Consider the following 17,167-nt stretch of genomic DNA (forward strand, 5'->3'; position numbering starts at 1 on the left):
TAGAATGAGCAGGTCACAGCGCCGTACAGGTTCGCCCACCAGCACGTCGGGAAGGTCCACCATCACACAGCCGCCAGCCCTGCAGAACGTCGAGACGCCCGATGTCTACCTCGTCCCGCCCGACAGCGACGAGATCGAGCGGGCGCGCGTCGCGTCCACCGCGTCCCGACACCGGTTGACCGAGCGCTCCGACATCGTGTGGGTCAAGGACAAGTTCGCACTGTCCATCACAACCACGACGCCGCACGAGGCGATGGTGGAGGACCTGCTGTTCGTTCGCGACGTGCTGGACGCGACCGCGATCGAGTACCTGCTCGTCCGCGGCAACGACGAGCGCCCCGTCATCGCCATCGACAGGCACGACAGGCCGACGTTGCGCGATGCGCTGGTCGCGGCCTGCGCGGACGAGCCGTTCTACTCCAAGCCGATGGACGTCAAGGGGTCCCCGGCGTTGCTCATCGCGGACGGACTCCTGGCGTCGGCCACACAGGCGCGGATCTTCCGGTTGTTCCGCCCGCGTGCGCACCGCCCGAGCGGGCTCTTCTACGGATCCGGCAAGGGCATCCAGATCGAACTGTGGGAGTTCTCGGACGACACCATCGTCCTTCCCGTCGAGAACTCGCTGACCCGACGCACCATCCGCCAGGACGAGGCGGTTCGTGGCACGGTCGAGCGCTTCGGCCGACACTGGCCGACCATCGAGAACATGTTCGCCGACCACGCGTCGGACATCGACTTCGACATCGACCTGATCTTCTCCTGGGTCGACGGCACCGACGCGGAATGGCAGGCGGAACGCGCGGCGATGCTGCGTGAGGTGGTCGTGGGCGAGGGTGACGACCACGAGGCCCGTTTCCGCCAGATCGACGAACTCAAGTACGCCCTGCGCTCGGTACACCTGTACGCGCCGTGGATCCGGCGCATCTTCGTCGTCACCGACTCACCGAAGCCGGGGTGGCTCGACGACCATCCCGACGTCACGTTCGTGCGCAGCGAGGAGTTCTTCACCGACACCTCCGTGCTGCCCACCTACAACTCGCAGGCCGTGGAATGCCAGCTCCACCACATCGACGGTCTCGCCGAGCACTTCCTGTACTCGAACGACGACATGTTCTTCGGCCGCCCCGTCGGTCCGCAGATGTTCTTCTCACCCGGCGGCATCAGCATGTTCGTCGAGGCAGGCACCCGAATCGGACTGGGCGCCAACGACGAGCAGCGCAGCGGATTCGAGAACGCCGCACGGGTCAACCGACGCCTGCTCCACGACCGGTTCGGTCGCATCACCACGCGCCACCTCGAGCACGCTCCCGTGCCGCTCCGGCGCAGTGTGATGTTCGAGCTCGAGAAGGAGTTCCCCGACGAGTTCGCGGCCACGGCCGCCAGCCGGTTCCGCGCCAGCTCCAACATCTCGGTGACCAACTCGCTCTACCACTACTACGCACTGCTCACCGGCCGTGCCGTGGTGCAGACGCAGGCCTCGGTCAAGTACGTCGACACGACGATGCGCAGTGGACTGCGGGACATGGACCGCCTGCTCGCGAAGCGGTCGATGGACTTCTTCTGCCTCAACGACGGCAGCTTCCCGGAGATCGACGCCGACGAGCGAGCAGCGGCGGTCACGACGTTCCTGAGCACCTACTTCCCGGTGCCGGCGCCCTGGGAACAGGCCGTCACACCAGCCGACTGATCGCCTTCTGAGGAGCGTCGGCGATGACGACGCCGGCGTCGTGCAGGCGCTGGGCGGCCTCGTCGGCCGACACGTAGGTGCCGACGGTGTCGCCTGTGCCGATGGGCACCACCGAGTGGACCACCGTGTCCTGATACAGATGCACCAGGTTGTAGGCCTGCGCCCCGTCTCGCCCGCGTTGCGCACCCACCGGGACGTTGAGGTCCTGGGTGTAACAGGTGGCCGACGCCACCGACACCGGGATTCCGGCGAAGGTGGCGGACGTGGAGTAGTGCAGGTGGCCCGCGAGGATCGCCCGCACGTCGCTGCCCGCGAGCACCTCAGCGAGCGAGTCCTGGTCACGGAGTTCCACCAACACCGCGAGATCCTGCACGCAGGGAACCGGCGGATGGTGCAGCGCGAGCACGGTGCCGTCGGGCGCCGGCATCGCCAGTTCTGCTGCGAGCCAGCGCAACTGGTCCGGAGATATCTGGCCGTAGTGGTGGCCGGGGACGGTCGAGTCCAACGTGATGACGCGCAGCCCGCCGATGTCGTAGACCCTGTCCACGGGCTCGGTCGATCCGCGTTCGTCGAGCAGGCCGCGACGGAATGCTGCCCGGTCGTCGTGGTTGCCCATCGCCCAGATCACCTCGGACCCCAGGGCGGCGGCGACCGGATCGACCAGCGCGCGCAACGAGTCGTACGCGTCGGGCTCGCCCTTGTCCGCGAGATCACCCGTGAAGACCAGAGCCTCCGGCCGGGCACCCGTGGCCTCGAGCTCCGCGAAGATCTGCCGCAGCCGCGCCTCGCTGTCGACCGCGTCGTACAACTCGCCCGCGCCGACCAGGTGCGTGTCACTGATGTGCAGGAGGAAATGGTCCGGCCGTGGATGCTCGGCGGTGCGCCAGGTCTGCTCGACTGGCTCCATGAGTTCTCGCTTCCCAGTGCTCCCGGATCGGAGCTCGGTCACCCTGTGTGTACCGGGCTCGTCCACCCTAACCACAGGAGGTGTCGAGCCGCCGAACGCCGGGCGACACGGGGTTGACTGCATACCGTAGGGGGGTATGGTAGTTCTCATGACCACGAAGACTGTCACCGTCGTCGGAATGACCTGCCAGCACTGCGTCGCAGCAGTGACGGAGGAGGTGAGCGCCCTGCAGGGAGTCACCTCGGTGCGCGTCGATCTCGAGTCCGGACGCGTCGATGTCGAGTCCGACACACCCGTCGACGACTCTGCCCTCGCAGCCGCGGTGGACGAGGCCGGGTACGAGCTGGCACAGCCGTGACAACCGGGGAGAAGGCCGCGAACATCCAGCTCGACATCGGCGGCATGACCTGTGCGTCGTGCGCCAACCGCATCGAGAAGAAGCTCAACCGCCTCGACGGTGTGACCGCGACGGTCAACTACGCCACCGAGAAGGCGAGCATCGCTGCGGACGCGACCGTCGAGACCGGGGATCTCATCGGCACCGTCGAGAAAGCCGGCTACAGCGCGACCGTGCACGAACCCCACCGACCGGCCGGCCCTCCCGCAGCCGAGTCCGATGCCGCCACAGCCGAGCCCGATCCGCTGCGCACACGCCTGCTCGTGTCGACGCTGCTGTCCGTTCCCGTCATCGCCATGGCGATGATCCCGCCGCTGCAGTTCGACAACTGGCAGTGGCTCTCGCTCACCCTCGCCGCGCCCGTCGTCGTGTGGGGCGGGCTGCCGTTCCACCGCGCCGCCTTCACCACCGCGCGGCACGGTGCGACCACCATGGACACTCTCGTGTCGGTGGGCACGCTGGCCGCCTTCGGCTGGTCGCTGTACGCGCTGTTCTTCGGGCGTGCGGGCATGCCCGGCATGCACCACGCCTTCGAGTTCACCGTCTCGCGTGGCGACGGCAGCGCGAACATCTATCTCGAGGCGGCGGCCGGCGTCACGACGTTCCTGCTCGCGGGTCGGTATCTGGAAGCGCGGTCCAAGCGCAGCGCCGGCGCCGCCCTGCGGGCGTTGCTCGAGGTCGGCTCCAGGAACGCGACCGTGGTGCGTGACGGCAGCGAGGTCAGCGTGCCCGCCGACGAGCTCGTGGTCGGAGACCACATCGTCGTCAGACCGGGCGAGAAGATCGCCGCAGACGGCACCGTCGAGAGCGGCACGTCCGCCGTCGACGCGTCGATGATCTCCGGCGAGTCCATCCCCGTGGAGGTCGGTCCGGGCGACACGGTCACGGGCGGAACCGTCAACGTGGGCGGCGCGCTCACAGTCGTCGCCGACCGCGTGGGCGCGGACACGCAACTCGCGCGCATGGCCCGCATCGTGGAGGACGCGCAGAACGGCAAGGCCGAGGCGCAGCGCCTGGCCGACCGCGTCTCGGGCGTCTTCGTCCCCGTCGTCATCGGTCTCGCCCTGGCCACCCTGCTGGGCTGGGTACTCGTCAGCGGCAGCTGGTCCGCCGCGTTCACAGCGTCCGTCGCGGTTCTCATCATCGCGTGCCCGTGCGCACTGGGCCTGGCCACTCCCACCGCGCTGATGGTGGGCACCGGACGCGGCGCCCAACTCGGCGTCCTCATCAAGGGACCCGAGGTGCTCGAACGCACCCGCCGCGTGAACACGATCGTGCTGGACAAGACCGGCACCATCACCAGCGGAGTCATGAGCGTGCAGTCCGTCGCGGGCGACGCCCCGGACGACGCGCTGCGATTCGCCGCGGCCGCGGAGTCCGGTTCCGAGCACCCGGTCGCCCGCGCGATCGTCGACGCATACCGGTCCGCGCACGGAGAGCCCGTCGCCGCCACCGACTTCACCACCACGGCGGGGCGCGGTGTCACCGCGACGGTCGACGGCCACCGCGTGGTCGTCGGACGTCCCGGTCTGGTGGGCGGTGCGCTGCCCAGTGCTCTGCAGACGGCCTTCGAGGACGCCGAGGCCACCGGGGCCACCGCGGTGGTCGTCGGGTGGGACGACGAGGCCCGCGCCGTCATCGCGGTCTCCGACACCGTGAAGGAGACGTCCGCACAGGCGGTCTCGGAGCTCCGCGAACTGGGTCTCGACCCGATCATGCTCACCGGCGACAACGAGTCGGCAGCCCGCACGGTGGCCGCCTCGGTCGGTATCGACACCGTCATCGCCGGTGTGCTCCCGGAGCAGAAGGTGGACGCGATCCGCGAGCTGCAAGCGTCGGGCAAAGTCGTCGCCATGGTCGGCGACGGCGTCAACGATGCTGCGGCACTGGCGACGTCGGACCTCGGACTCTCGATGGGCACGGGCACCGACGTCGCGATCGAGGCCGGCGACCTCACGCTGGTGCGGGGAGATCTGCGCGTCGCGGTCGACGCGGTGCGCCTCTCGCGCGCTACCCTGCGCACCATCAAGGTCAATCTCTTCTGGGCCTTCGCCTACAACGTCGCGGCGATCCCGCTCGCGGCCGCCGGCCTGCTCGACCCCATGCTGGCCGGCGCCGCGATGGCACTGTCGTCGGTCTTCGTCGTCACCAACAGCCTGCGGCTCCGGTCCTTCCGATCCTCGGTGGTGTGACTCAGGCTGCGAGCAGGGCTCGGACTCGGCCATCACGCAGCCAGAGTCCGAGCCACGCGGCGATGCCGACGTAGATCGCGAAGAACACGGTGCTGACGAGCGGCTGGTCGGTGCGCCAGTTCGTGATCACCGCTCCGCCGAGGTAGCCGGTCAGCAGGACGGCACCCAGCGGTGCCATCCGCGGGATCACGTACAGGATCACGATCACGAGGCAGATGACGCCGATCTTCGGGGCCATGTCGACAGGAAGGCCGAGTTCGGCGGACGCGTCCTTCACGACGTCGAGGTTCAGCAGGTGGATCACGGCGTCGAACAGCATGAAGACGACCACCAGTGCGCTGATGATCCATCCTGCTCGAACGGCTCCGCGGGACGGCGCGGTGGTGGTGGCGCGGGTGAGGTGTGTGGTCATGTGACTGTCGACCGCGTGCGCCGGGGAAACTCATCACGAAGCCCCGAAATTTTCCTCGGCGAGTCGTCCCTGCGAGGACTATCCTCCTCGCATGACTGCGACGCAGGAGCTCGGCAACGACTTCATGACTCTCGCGGAACCGTACCGCCGCGAGCTCCTCGCGCACTGTTACCGCATGACCGGATCCATCCACGACGCGGAGGATCTGGTGCAGGACACCCTCGTCCGAGGGTGGAAGGGGTACGCGAACTTCAAGGGTGACTCGTCGCTGCGCACGTGGCTCTACCGCATCGCGACGAACACCTGCCTCACCTCGCTCGAGGGCCGCAAGCGCCGACCGATGCCGTCGGGGCTGGGTACCCCGTCGTCCGATCCGTCGGACGAGCTGGTCGAGCGCCACGAGATCGCGTGGCTCGAGCCGGCGCCGCCGTTCGGCGATCCGGTGGACGACGACCCGGCATCGCTGATCGGCTCGCGTGAATCGGTGCGACTCGCGTTCGTGGCCGCGTTGCAGCATCTGTCCGCCCGACAGCGAGCCGTCCTCGTACTCCGAGAGGTGTTGCAGTGGAAGGCGTCCGAGGTGGCCGAGCTTCTCGGCACCTCCACCGCTGCGGTCAACAGCCTGCTGCAACGTGCGCGTGGCCAGATCGAGGCGATCATGCCCGACGAGAACTCCGTGTCCGAGCCGGAGTCACCGGAGACGCGAGAGTTGTTGCGACGCTACGTCGAGGGATTCGAGACGTACGACATCGACGGCATCGTGAAACTCTTCGCCGCAGAGGCCGTCTGGGAGATGCCGCCGTTCACCGGGTGGTACCGGGGCCCGGCCGACATCGGCGCCCTCATCTCGACGAAGTGCCCCGCGACCGGCCCCGAGTCGATGCGGATGGTGGCGACCACCGCCAACGGGCAACCGGCCTTCGGCCTCTACATGCTCGGCGAGGACGGGGTGCACCGCCCGTTCCAGTTGCACGTCCTCGAGATCATCGACTCCCGCGTCGCGCATGTGGCGTGCTTCTTCGATCTCACGCTGTTCGATCGGTTCGGCCTGCCTCCGGTGTACCCGGGCTGAGCCCGGGTCACCTGCCGCGGCTCACATGTCGGGAGGCGTGGCCTCGCCCGAAGCGACGGCCGGGTCCATCCAGGTCACTTCCCACACGTGACCGTCGAGGTCGCGGAACGACCGCCCGTACATGAAGCCGTGGTCCTGCGGATCCATCCAGTCACTGCCTCCCGCGGCGAGCGCCGCGTCGGCCATGGCGTCGACGGCCTCCTTGCTGTCGGCCGACACCGCCAGCAGCATCTCGCGCGCGGTGGAGAGGTCCGCGACGTCGTCGCGGATGAAGTCCTTGAAGCGTGGGACTGCCAACAGCATCACGACGGCCTGCTCGTTGATGATCAGACACGCGGTGTTCTCGTCGCTGAAGGTGTCGTTGAAAGAGAATCCCAGCGACGTGAAGAACGCGCGGCTCGCGGCGACGTCCTGGACGAAGGTGTTGACGAAGATCATGCCGGACATGGTGTCTCCTGGTGTGGTGTCGTCGGCCCCGGCATCAGGGCCACTCACCACTACTGACACCGCCCGAGCGGAAAAGTCATCGCGCGGGCGGTGTCGGTCGTGCGGCGTCAGGCCGCGGTGGCGTGCAGGTGCTGCTCGGCGAGAAGGCGGTAGGAGAGCAGTCGCTCGTCGGTGTCGTCGATGCCGCTGGCCACGATGACCTCGTCCGCCTGCGCGTGCGCGGCGAAACGATCAATGTAGTCCGACGCCTCCGCCGGCGTTCCGACGGCCGAGTACTTCACCATTCCCTGAATCTGTCGGCCCGCGGGCGAGTCCATGATCATGTCGACCTCCTCCTCGGAGAAGGAACGGCCACGTCCCACCATCTGCACCACCCGGCGACGCAGACCGGCCGTGAACAGCTCGTGCGCGCGAGCGGACGTCGGTGCGACCGTCGCGTTGACGGCGGCGATGACGTACGGCTCCGCGAGCTGTGCGGACGGCTGGAACGTGTCCCGATAGACGGCCACGGCCTCTTCGAGCGAGTCGGGGGAGAAGTGCGACGCATTGGCATACGGAAGGCCGAGATGCGCGGCGAGCTGAGCACCGAAGAGCGAGGACCCCAGAATGTAGAGCGGCACATCGGTTCCCGCGCCCGGCACTGCCTGCACTCCCGGAACCCGACTCGATCCCGACAGGTAGCCCTGGAGTTCGAGAACATCCTGCGGGAAGGAATCGGCCGACGACGGGTCACGGCGCAGCGCACGCATGGTGGTCTGATCGGATCCCGGTGCCCTGCCGAGACCGAGATCGATACGGTCCGGATGGAGCGTGGCCAGCGTTCCGAATTGCTCGGCAATGGTCAGCGGAGAATGGTTCGGCAACATCACGCCGCCCGATCCGAGACGAATGGACGAGGTGTGCGCAGCCACGTGTGCGATGAGGACCGACGTCGCCGAGGACGCGATGGAGGGCATGTTGTGGTGCTCCGCGTACCAGACTCGCCGATATCCACTCTCCTCCGCGAGGCGGGCCAACGCGACACTGGCATCGAAACTGCTTCGAGGAGTTTCACCCTCGCCGACCTGTGCGAGATCGAGTACGGACAGTGGTACGGCCACGAGCGTTCACCCTTTCGAGAAAAAGAAGACTTCTGAAGTGCAAACGCCTGCCCGGCGGAGAATATTTCCCGAGCCGCGTGACCTCGAACGACCGGACCGCGCGGTATCGAGAGCCGGCGCGAGTGCACGACATCGAACCGGAATTGGCGGTGACTCGCTAATCGGGCGTCGGGATGGATAAACTCTGACGGAAGAACCGCCATGGTGGTCGGGACGACGAGTCGACGACGGCTCGGTGAATCCATGTTCGGTTCGGTCGGGGAACTCATCATCGAAAGGAACCACAGCGTCATGGCGAAACAGGTCTTCGTGGAATTGGTCGACGATATCGACGGCGCTCCCATCAAATCGGGTAAAGGGGAGACCATCGGTTTCTCGGTCGACGGTGTGGAGTACGAGATCGATCTCGGCGTGAAGAATGCCAAGGAGTTTCGCAAGCAGCTCGATTACTGGACCGAGCACGCCACCAAGGTGTCGTCGCGTGGCAAGAATGCCACGGCGAAGAAAGCGACCGGAACCGCGACGCAGGTCGGTTCGTCTCCGCGAGATCCGCTGCAGACCAAGGCCATTCGCGAGTGGGCGAATCAGAACGGGTACACGGTCTCGAGCCGCGGACGCATTCCGGCCGATGTCGAAGAGGCGTACAACTCCGCCCAGTGATGTCAGGGCTGCAGTGCGCGCCGGCGCTGCAGCATCCACCGTCCCGCCGACCCTGCCGACAGGACCGCGATTCCGACCACCACCGCCGCCGCGGGCAGTGTGACCGCGAGGAGGACGCAGCCGCAGAGCCCGAGGATCTGCAGTGCCCGCGGCCACCGGCGATCGGAACCGGTCTGCGTGAATGCCGCCGCATTGGCCACGGCGTAATAGACGAGAACTCCGAACGACGAGAATCCGATCGCGTTCCGGACGTCGAACATGAGAACCACGACCACCACCACGGCTGCCACGGTGATCTCCGCTGCGCGCGGAACCGAGCGGACATCGTCGACGCGTGCGAGGTACCGCGGCATGTCCCCCTCCCGCGCCATCGCCATCGTGGTGCGGCCGACGCCCGCGATCAGTCCCAGCAAGGCCCCGAGAGCCGCGGCCGACGCCCCGACGCGCACCACCGGGCCCGCCCAGTGTGCCCCGACGGCGTCCATCGCCGCGGCCACCGGAGCCGTCGACCGCGCGAGTGCATCCGCCCCGAGGACGTGCAGCAGCATCACTGCGACGGCCGCGTAGATCACCACCGCGCACGCGAGGGCGCCGATCACGGCGCGCGGGATGGTGCGCGCCGGGTCCCGCACCTCCTCGCCGAGCGTCGCGATGCGCGCGTACCCCGCGAAGGCGAAGAACAGGATTCCCGCGGACTGCAGAACGCCCGCCGGACCCGAGCTCGCCGAGAACCCGGCGCCCGACACGGTGGACGATCCGGTCGCACCGACGATCAGTGCCGCGACGAGCACGACCAGCACGACCGCCACGAGCACGCGCGTGACCGATGCGGTGCGGGTGATACCCAGGCAGTTGACGGCTGCCAGCGCCAGCACCGCGATCACCGCGAGCGCCCGCGCATGCTCGGGCCACGCGTACGCGCCGAACGTCAGGGCCATCGCGGCGCAACTCGCGGTCTTGCCGACCACGAAGCTCCAGCCCGCAAGGAAGCCCCATCTGTCACCGAGTCGCGCGCGCCCGTAGGCGTAGGCGCCGCCGGACGTGGGGTGCACTGCGGCGAGCTGGGCAGTCGAGGTGGCGTTGCAGAACGCCACGACGGCGGCGACGGCGAGCCCGACCAGCAGCCCGCCACCCGCGGCCGCCGCGGCCGGGCCGAAGGCGGAGAACACTCCGGCGCCCACCATCGATCCCACGCCGATGACGACGGCGTCGCGAGTGGTCAGTCGTCGTTGCAGCGGCATCGACGAAGCATAGGGGCCCCCGGCGAACACCGAACGGGACGACCACTTCGATGAATCGCGATTAACCGAAATCGGGGAAACCGCAGACAGGCGGCCATCCCATGGATTAGCGTCGCGGAGGTACCCGAGCCTCGAGGAGCGACTTTGTCACCGCAGACTTCCTACTCGTCCGGCCCGACCGACACACCGCTGCTCGACGAGACGATCGGACAGAACTTCGATCGCACCGCCGCGCGGGTGGGGTCGTCGGACGCCCTCGTGGACGTCGCGTCCGGTCGCCGCTGGACGTACGACGAGTTGCGTTCCGACGTCCACGATCTCGCTCGCGGGCTGCTCGCTCGCGGAATCCGTCGCGGGGATCGCGTGGGGATCTGGGCACCGAACTGCCCGGAGTGGACCATCGTCCAGTACGCCACCGCGAAGATCGGCGCGGTGCTGGTGACCATCAACCCTGCCTATCGTGCGCACGAGCTGCAGTACGTGCTGGGCCAGTCCGGCGCCACCATGCTGGTGGCGGTCCGGGCGCACGGCACCTCGGACTACGCCTCGATGATCGACGCCGTACGCGGCGAGTGCACCGATCTGGCCCACGTCGTGTACATCGGTACCGACGACTGGACCGATCTCGTCGCCGGTGGTGCGTCCGTCGACATCGACGAACTCGACCGGCGCAGTGCCGAACTCGGCCCCGACGACGCCATCAACATCCAGTACACCTCCGGCACCACGGGATTCCCCAAGGGCGCCACGCTGAGCCACCGCAACATCCTGAACAACGGCTACTTCGTCGGCGAGCTGTGCCATTACACGGAGGCGGACAGTGTCTGCATTCCCGTGCCGTTCTATCACTGCTTCGGGATGGTGATGGGAAACCTCGCCTGCACCTCGCACGGCTCGACCATGGTGATCCCGGGACCGTCGTTCGATCCGGCAGCGACGCTGGCCGCGGTCTCCGCCGAGCGGTGCACCTCGCTCTACGGAGTCCCCACCATGTTCATCGCGGAACTGGCCGTCCCCGACCTGGCGCAGCACGATCTCCGTTCGCTGCGAACCGGCATCATGGCCGGATCACCCTGTCCCACCGAGGTGATGAAGCAGGTCATCGACGTCATGGGAATGGCGGAGGTGTCCATCTGTTACGGGATGACCGAGACGTCTCCGGTGTCACTGCAGACCCGCTCCGACGACACGATCGAGCAGCGCGTGTCCACGGTCGGACGCGTCGGACCGCATCTCGAGGTGAAGATCGTCGAGCCGGTGAGCGGGGAGACGGTTCCCCGCGGAGAGCCCGGCGAACTGTGCACACGCGGTTACTCGGTCATGCTCGGATACTGGGACGACCCCGAGAAGACCGCCGAGGCACTCGATTCCGAGCACTGGATGCACACCGGCGACATCGGCACCATGGACGACGACGGCTACGTCGCCATCACCGGGCGCATCAAGGACATGGTGATCCGCGGCGGCGAGAACATCTACCCCCGTGAGATCGAGGAATTCCTGTACTCGCACCCCGACATCCTGGACGCCCAGGTGATCGGTGTGCCCGACGACAAGTACGGCGAGGAACTGATGGCCTGCGTCCGTCTGCGTGAGGGCGCCGCGGCCATGACCGTCGACGACCTCCGGGCCTACTGCGACGGCCGCATCGCGCGATACAAGATTCCGCGCTACCTGCGTGTCATGGATGCCTTCCCCATGACCGTCACGGGCAAGATCCGCAAGATCGAACTACGCGAGGACGCGACGCGACTGCTGGGTCGATCGAACGGGCGGGATTGATCAGGCCGCGTGGAACAGCATGGTCTCGGCGGTGAGTCCGGGGCCGAACGCCATCGCGCATCCCGATCCGGTGTCACCCCGTTCGAGCATGTCGGCGAGCACGAACAGCACGGTGGCCGACGACATGTTGCCGTAGTTCTCGAGCACGTGGCGCGAGGACGTCAGAGCGTCCGCGTCGAGGTGCAGCGCGCCCTCCACCGCGTCGAGGATCGAGCGACCACCGGGATGCACGGCCCACAGGTCGATCGACGACGTCTCCGCTCCCGAGAGCACCGTCTTCATCGTGGTCTCGTCCAGCGCGCGTGACAACGAGCCCGGCACCTTGCCGGACAACACCATGTCGAACCCCATGCCGCCGATGCGCCAGGTGATGAGGTCGCGGGAGTCCTCGATCATGAGTGCCTGGAAGGAGTCCATGGCCAGGCCGGTGGACTCGGCGGTGACCAGCACGGCCGCAGCGCCGTCGCCGAACACCAGGAACGACAGCATCGTCTCGAGATCGTCGGTCTGCTGCATGTGCAGCGAGCACAGTTCGACGCTGACCACGAGCACCTTCGCGGCAGGCTCGGAGCGCACGATGTGGTGGGCGAGCTTGAGACCGTTGATGCCGGCGAAGCAACCCATGAAACCGACCTGGGTGCGTTCCGCCGTGGTGGGTACGCCGCACTGCTTCATGATCTCGAAATCGATTCCCGGAGTGTAGAACCCGGTGCACGTCAGGACGATGAGATGGGTGATGTCGGCTGCCGCGTCGCCGAGGCCGAGCCCGTCGACGGCACGAACGGCGAGTCCGGGAGCGGCGCGCTCGAACTCCTGCATCCGTGCCTGTGTGTCGACGGCGTTGGGATCGTCCCCGTAGAAACTGGCGATGGACGGGAACGCGGACCACCGGTGGGAGATCTGCGCCCGGTCGGCCATTCTGCGGAACAACAATTGTTTGCGCCGCAGCGTGAAGGTGCTGTCGGCGTAGGCGACGAAATCGTCGTGGACGTCGTGCTCGGGAACGGCGGTCGAGATGGCATTGATGTATGCGGTCGTCACAGGTGCCTCTCGTGAAGGTGTGGGCTCGACAGGTCGAGTTCCCCCTGACCACCGCAGTCAACCACCGAGCGGGTCCGCGCGTCGGACAGAATGGCCGTCATGAGAATCGAGGACCGTTCCTGGGTGGAGAACGCGCTGCGCATCGTCGAGGCCGACGCGAACCGCAGCGCGGACACGCACCTGCATCCCTTCCCACTGCCGGCCGAGTGGGGCATCGATCTCTACCTCAAGGACGAGTCGGTCCACCCCACCGGATCGCTCAAGCATCGGCTGGCGCGGTCACTGTTCCTCTTCGGCCTGGCCAACGGCGACATCGGGCCCCGCACCACGCTCGTCGAGGCGTCGTCCGGGTCGACCGCCGTGTCGGAGGCATACTTCGCCCGGCTCATCGGCCTCGAGTTCGTCGCGGTCATGCCGGCCACCACCAGCCCGACGAAGATCGCGCTGATCGAGCGCTACGGCGGCATCTGCCGCCTCGTCGAGCACTCGGGCGCCGTGTACGACGTCGCGGAAGAACTGGGCGCGCAGAAGGACTGGCTGTATCTCGACCAGTTCACCAACGCCTCGGTGGTCACCGACTGGCGCGGCAACAACAGCATCGCCGCCTCCATCTTCGATCAGATGGCCCTCGAACGGTTCCCGGTCCCCACCTGGGTGGTGGTCGGCGCCGGCACCGGTGGCACCAGCGCGACCATCGGCCGGTACTGCCGCTACCGCCGCGTGCCCACCCGGGTGTGTGTCGTCGACCCCGAGGGATCCGCGTTCTTCGAGGCGTGGCGCGACGACACCCGCGACGCCGTCGGCAGCGGATCGCGCATCGAGGGAATCGGTCGGCCCCGCGTCGAGCCGTCCTTCGTCCCCGCCGTCATCGAGCACATGATGCAGATTCCCGACGCCGCCTCGGTGGCGGCCGTCCGCATGCTCGACGAGGTGACGGGTCTGCACGCCGGTGGATCGACCGGCACCAACCTCGTCGGTGCGTTCCGGTTGGCAGCGGACATGAAGGCTCGCGGAGAGCAGGGCAGCATCGTCACGCTGCTGTGCGACGGGGGAGAGCGCTACGAGGGCACCTACTACGACGACGCCTGGGTGACGAGCCGCGGCATGCACCCCGACGCACACCGCGCCTGCATCGACCACTTCCTCGCGACGGGCGTCTGGTCGGAGTCGGTGTGATGACTCTCTACTCGGAGCTGCCCGCCCGCCGGACTCGCCAGGTGGTCGCCGACGTGGTGGTCGCGGTGTGGACCGTGGTGTGGGTCCGGGTAGGCCTGGCGCTGCACGACGCGGTGATGGCATTGGCGGCGCCCGGACGCGAGATCGCCGACGCCGGAAGCGGACTGGAGAACAACCTGCGGTCCGCGGGCGAACGGGTGTCCTCCGTCCCACTCATCGGTGACGACGTCCGCACACCGTTCGACCGGGCCGGCGACGCCGGGGCCGCACTGCGCGGCGCGGGTGAGGCGCAGGTCGCCGCGGTCGAGGCGCTGGCGACGTTCCTCGGTGTCACCGTCGCCCTGCTCCCCATCGTCGCGCTGCTGCTCCTGTGGCTCCCGCGGCGGATCCGCTTCGCCCGGCAGGCCACCGCCGCGGCGGCGCTTCTCCGGTCCGGTGCCGACCTCGACCTCTTCGCGCTGCGTGCACTCGCCCGGCGACCGCTGACGGAACTGACACACATCCATCCCGATCCCGCCGGTGCGTGGCGCGCGGGCGACCCCGCCGTGGTCCGCTCGCTCGCGGCGCTCGAACTGGCGGCGGTGGGGATGCGCGTACCCGGTCCCGACCTGTCGACGTCCGGCGGCGCCACGGCCGTTTACGCTGAGTCCATGGCCGACAAGACGACGACGAACGACTCCACCGACGAGCCCAAGGGCGGCCGTCCCGGACCCGCCGATCACGGTGGTGCCGGCGGTATGGCGACGCGGGAGAACGCGCCCGACGTCGCGGAGTCGGAAGCGACGAACGACGCCGACTAGGACTGCGCGCATGTCGACACGCCGAGTCGTCGTCGCAGTGATGGCAGCCGCCGCCGCGAGCACTCTGTCCGCGACTCCCGCGGCCGCCGCGACTGCACCCGGTGCCTATGTCGCGCTGGGGGATTCGTTCTCCGCCGGAAGCGGTATCGCACCACAGACACCCTCCGGCATCTGCGGCCGGTCCGCGGTGAACTACCCCACGCTCGTCGCTCGCGAACTCGGCATCGACACGGTGCGCGACGTGACGTGCGGCGCTGCGGAGAGCGAGAACCTCGCGGGACCGCAGACCGGGCTCGGCGGCGGAGTCGCCGCACCGCAGTTCGACGCGCTCGGTCCGGACACCACGCTCGTCACCCTGGGCATCGGCGGCAACGACATCCAGCTGGTTCAACTCGCGGCGGGGTGCATCAGCCTGGTCCCGGCCCCCCTGACGCCGTCGTGCTCCGATCGTCCGGACGCCTACAGCGACCGTATCGAGGCATTTGCCACGACGTACGACACGATCCTCGACGAGATCGCCCGCCGGGCGCCGGCCGCGAGGGTGGTGATGGTCGGGTATCCCACCGGCATCCGGCCCGGCGGCTGCCTCGACTCGCAACCCGTGCGGCCCGCGGACGCGACCTACCTGCAGGCCCGCATCGATCAGCTCAACTCGGTGATGAGTCGCGCCGCCGCCGCGCACGACGCCACGTTCGTCGACCTCGCACCGACCACCCGCGACCACGACGTGTGTGCGGCCGACAGCTGGATGGTCGGCGCGGTGCCGACGTCCCCCGACGCGGTGGTGCCCCTGCACCCCACGGCGGCGAGTCACGAGAACACCGCGCGCGAGATCGTGACCGCACTGCGCTGACGCACGGTGCACGACCGACTGCCTCGCTCGACCGCTGCCGTTGGTCATCGTGCTCACTCACTCGGCCGTCTCTTGCGCACTGTGCGGTGCGGTGATTGTGTGACCTGACACACAGCGTTCACGAGTGCACTCACGAGGAGCATCCGCCATGTCCACGGTCAAGACATTCCTGCTGCCGGACCTCGGCGAGGGGCTCGCCGATGCCGAGCTGCTCACCTGGTCGGTCGACGTCGGCGACACCATCACGCTCAACCAGACCATCGCCGAGGTCGAGACCGCGAAGGCGTCCGTCGAACTACCGTCTCCCTACGCCGGGGTGGTCGTGGCGCGGCACGCCGAGGAGGGCACCACCATCGACGTGGGCGCACCGTTCCTCGACATCGAGGTGGCGGGTCCGGCGACGGCCGACCCGACCGGTCCGGCCTCGACCGACACCGCCGACGAGGCGGCAGCCGACGCGCGTCCCGAGCCGGCGGTCGAGACGGTGGAGACCGAGAAGGCAGAGGCCGCGCCGACGCGGACGCCCGTCCTCGTCGGCTACGGCGTCGCGGAGGAGACGTCGAGTCGTCGGCCCCTGGCCGCCCCGCCGGTACGCAAGGAAGCGCGCGAACGCGGTATCGATCTCGCGACCGTGGCCCCGACGGGGCCGCACGGCAACGTGACCCGCGACGACCTGGCCGTCTCCTCCGCGCCGCACGCGGACGAGGAGCGCACGCCGATCAAGGGCGTCCGCAAGCACACTGCCGAGGCCATGGTGCGCAGTGCGTTCACCGCGCCGCACGTCACCGAGTTCGTCACCGTCGACGTCACGCCGATGATGGAGTTGCTCGACGAGCTGAAGGCGAGCCCACTGCTGGCCGGCGTCCGCGTGACGCCGCTCGCTCTCGTCGCGAAGGCGCTGCTCATCGCCGTCCGGGAGCACCCGAGTCTCAACTCGTCGTGGGACGAGGCGGCGAACGAGATCGTCACCAAGAAGTACGTGAACCTCGGTATCGCCGCGGCGACACCGCGCGGGCTGATGGTTCCCAACATCAAGAACGCGCAGACCCTCGGATTCCGCGACCTGTGCTCGTCGCTGTCCGCGCTCACCGCCGTCGCCAAGGAGGGGAAGACCGGCCCGGCGGAGCTGGCCGACGGGACCATCACGATCACCAACATCGGCGTGTTCGGCATCGATTCGGGCACACCGATCCTCACGCCCGGCGAAGCCGCCATCCTGTGCTTCGGGGCCGTCCGGCGGCAGCCGTGGGAGTACCGCGGGGAGATCGCCCTGCGGCACGTCACGACGCTCAGCTTGTCGTTCGACCACCGGCTCGTCGACGGCGAACAGGGCTCGAAGTTCCTGTCCACCGTCGCGACCCTGCTCTCGGATCCGGTGGGGTTCGCGGCCCTGGGATAGT

General features: G+C 68.2%; 16 protein-coding genes. 10 read left to right on the forward strand and 6 right to left on the reverse strand.

Annotation, left to right across the window (positions count from 1 at the left end; all coding sequences use genetic code 11):
- Positions 1 to 253: 253 nt before the first annotated feature.
- Positions 254 to 1,687 carry a stealth family protein gene (locus tag JOE30_RS03130; protein WP_371831737.1) on the forward strand — a complete coding sequence of 478 codons (1,434 nt, stop codon included), beginning with the start codon at positions 254 to 256 and terminating at the stop codon, positions 1,685 to 1,687.
- Here the strand turns inward: JOE30_RS03130 and JOE30_RS03135 are convergent.
- Positions 1,671 to 2,594 carry a phosphodiesterase gene (locus JOE30_RS03135; protein WP_204869354.1) on the reverse strand — a complete coding sequence of 308 codons (924 nt, stop codon included), beginning with the start codon at positions 2,592 to 2,594 and terminating at the stop codon, positions 1,671 to 1,673. The genes JOE30_RS03130 and JOE30_RS03135 overlap by 17 nt on opposite strands.
- Positions 2,595 to 2,742: 148 nt before the next feature.
- Here JOE30_RS03135 and JOE30_RS03140 point away from each other — a divergent pair, with 148 nt between their 5' ends.
- Both JOE30_RS03140 and JOE30_RS03145 read left to right on the forward strand, forming a co-directional pair.
- The gene (locus tag JOE30_RS03140; RefSeq protein WP_204869355.1) at positions 2,743 to 2,952 is read left to right on the forward strand and encodes a heavy-metal-associated domain-containing protein; all 210 of its coding nucleotides are present in this window, start codon (positions 2,743 to 2,745) and stop codon (positions 2,950 to 2,952) included.
- Positions 2,949 to 5,183: a heavy metal translocating P-type ATPase gene (locus JOE30_RS03145; RefSeq protein WP_307806046.1), complete on the forward strand. Its 2,235-nt coding sequence runs from the start codon at positions 2,949 to 2,951 to the stop codon at positions 5,181 to 5,183. The genes JOE30_RS03140 and JOE30_RS03145 overlap by 4 nt, the downstream gene beginning before the upstream one ends.
- Position 5,184: 1 nt before the next feature.
- On the opposite strand, the gene JOE30_RS03150 is transcribed toward JOE30_RS03145, so the two are convergent.
- Positions 5,185 to 5,595 (reverse strand): DoxX family protein, encoded by a 411-nt coding sequence (locus tag JOE30_RS03150; RefSeq protein ID WP_204869356.1) that lies wholly within the window; start codon positions 5,593 to 5,595, stop codon positions 5,185 to 5,187.
- Positions 5,596 to 5,686: 91 nt separating this feature from the next.
- On the opposite strand from JOE30_RS03150, the gene JOE30_RS03155 reads away from it, so the two are divergent.
- Positions 5,687 to 6,667: a sigma-70 family RNA polymerase sigma factor gene (locus tag JOE30_RS03155; RefSeq protein ID WP_204869357.1), complete on the forward strand. Its 981-nt coding sequence runs from the start codon at positions 5,687 to 5,689 to the stop codon at positions 6,665 to 6,667.
- 21 nt (positions 6,668 to 6,688) lie between these two features.
- Here JOE30_RS03155 and JOE30_RS03160 read toward each other — a convergent pair whose 3' ends face one another.
- Positions 6,689 to 7,105: a VOC family protein gene (locus tag JOE30_RS03160; protein WP_204870735.1), complete on the reverse strand. Its 417-nt coding sequence runs from the start codon at positions 7,103 to 7,105 to the stop codon at positions 6,689 to 6,691.
- A gap of 116 nt (positions 7,106 to 7,221) precedes the next feature.
- Positions 7,222 to 8,214, reverse strand: coding sequence for an LLM class flavin-dependent oxidoreductase (locus JOE30_RS03165; RefSeq protein ID WP_204869358.1), 993 nt, complete (start codon positions 8,212 to 8,214; stop codon positions 7,222 to 7,224).
- A gap of 291 nt (positions 8,215 to 8,505) precedes the next feature.
- Here JOE30_RS03165 and JOE30_RS03170 point away from each other — a divergent pair, with 291 nt between their 5' ends.
- Positions 8,506 to 8,874: an Lsr2 family protein gene (locus JOE30_RS03170; protein ID WP_204870736.1), complete on the forward strand. Its 369-nt coding sequence runs from the start codon at positions 8,506 to 8,508 to the stop codon at positions 8,872 to 8,874.
- Between the two features lie 2 nt (positions 8,875 to 8,876).
- On the opposite strand, the gene JOE30_RS03175 is transcribed toward JOE30_RS03170, so the two are convergent.
- A complete protein-coding gene (locus tag JOE30_RS03175; protein ID WP_204869359.1) occupies positions 8,877 to 10,115 on the reverse strand; it encodes an APC family permease in 1,239 nt (412 codons plus the stop codon).
- Between the two features lie 144 nt (positions 10,116 to 10,259).
- Here JOE30_RS03175 and JOE30_RS03180 point away from each other — a divergent pair, with 144 nt between their 5' ends.
- The gene (locus JOE30_RS03180; RefSeq protein ID WP_204869360.1) at positions 10,260 to 11,897 is read left to right on the forward strand and encodes an AMP-binding protein; all 1,638 of its coding nucleotides are present in this window, start codon (positions 10,260 to 10,262) and stop codon (positions 11,895 to 11,897) included.
- Here the strand turns inward: JOE30_RS03180 and JOE30_RS03185 are convergent, their stop codons facing one another.
- Positions 11,898 to 12,938, reverse strand: coding sequence for a type III polyketide synthase (locus JOE30_RS03185; protein WP_204869361.1), 1,041 nt, complete (start codon positions 12,936 to 12,938; stop codon positions 11,898 to 11,900).
- Between the two features lie 90 nt (positions 12,939 to 13,028).
- On the opposite strand from JOE30_RS03185, the gene JOE30_RS03190 reads away from it, so the two are divergent.
- From JOE30_RS03190 to JOE30_RS03205, 4 genes are all read left to right on the forward strand, one after another.
- Entirely contained in the window at positions 13,029 to 14,114 is a 1,086-nt protein-coding gene (locus JOE30_RS03190; protein WP_204869362.1) for a PLP-dependent cysteine synthase family protein, read from the forward strand.
- Positions 14,111 to 14,914: a hypothetical protein gene (locus tag JOE30_RS03195; protein ID WP_204870862.1), complete on the forward strand. Its 804-nt coding sequence runs from the start codon at positions 14,111 to 14,113 to the stop codon at positions 14,912 to 14,914. The genes JOE30_RS03190 and JOE30_RS03195 overlap by 4 nt, the downstream gene beginning before the upstream one ends.
- Before the next feature lie 10 nt (positions 14,915 to 14,924).
- Entirely contained in the window at positions 14,925 to 15,767 is an 843-nt protein-coding gene (locus tag JOE30_RS03200) for an SGNH/GDSL hydrolase family protein (protein ID WP_204869363.1), read from the forward strand.
- A gap of 148 nt (positions 15,768 to 15,915) precedes the next feature.
- Positions 15,916 to 17,166, forward strand: coding sequence for a dihydrolipoamide acetyltransferase family protein (locus JOE30_RS03205; RefSeq protein WP_204869364.1), 1,251 nt, complete (start codon positions 15,916 to 15,918; stop codon positions 17,164 to 17,166).
- Position 17,167 lies beyond the last annotated feature (1 nt).

Source organism: Rhodococcus sp. PvP016 (assembly GCF_017832185.1).
In the GTDB taxonomy this organism is placed as follows: domain Bacteria; phylum Actinomycetota; class Actinomycetes; order Mycobacteriales; family Mycobacteriaceae; genus Rhodococcoides.

Excerpts from the sequence above, each read along its gene's own strand:
- JOE30_RS03175 (WP_204869359.1), bottom strand. The coding sequence starts at position 10,115 with ATGCCGCTGCAACGACGACTGACCACTCGCGACGCCGTCGTCATCGGC.
- JOE30_RS03200 (WP_204869363.1), top strand. The coding sequence starts at position 14,925 with ATGTCGACACGCCGAGTCGTCGTCGCAGTGATGGCAGCCGCCGCCGCG.
- JOE30_RS03190 (WP_204869362.1), top strand. The coding sequence starts at position 13,029 with ATGGCCGTCATGAGAATCGAGGACCGTTCCTGGGTGGAGAACGCGCTG.
- JOE30_RS03135 (WP_204869354.1), bottom strand. The coding sequence starts at position 2,594 with ATGGAGCCAGTCGAGCAGACCTGGCGCACCGCCGAGCATCCACGGCCG.
- JOE30_RS03160 (WP_204870735.1), bottom strand. The coding sequence starts at position 7,105 with ATGATCTTCGTCAACACCTTCGTCCAGGACGTCGCCGCGAGCCGCGCG.
- JOE30_RS03155 (WP_204869357.1), top strand. The coding sequence starts at position 5,687 with ATGACTGCGACGCAGGAGCTCGGCAACGACTTCATGACTCTCGCGGAA.
- JOE30_RS03140 (WP_204869355.1), top strand. The coding sequence starts at position 2,743 with ATGACCACGAAGACTGTCACCGTCGTCGGAATGACCTGCCAGCACTGC.
- JOE30_RS03170 (WP_204870736.1), top strand. The coding sequence starts at position 8,506 with ATGGCGAAACAGGTCTTCGTGGAATTGGTCGACGATATCGACGGCGCT.
- JOE30_RS03130 (WP_371831737.1), top strand. The coding sequence starts at position 254 with ATGGTGGAGGACCTGCTGTTCGTTCGCGACGTGCTGGACGCGACCGCG.
- JOE30_RS03205 (WP_204869364.1), top strand. The coding sequence starts at position 15,916 with ATGTCCACGGTCAAGACATTCCTGCTGCCGGACCTCGGCGAGGGGCTC.
- JOE30_RS03150 (WP_204869356.1), bottom strand. The coding sequence starts at position 5,595 with ATGACCACACACCTCACCCGCGCCACCACCACCGCGCCGTCCCGCGGA.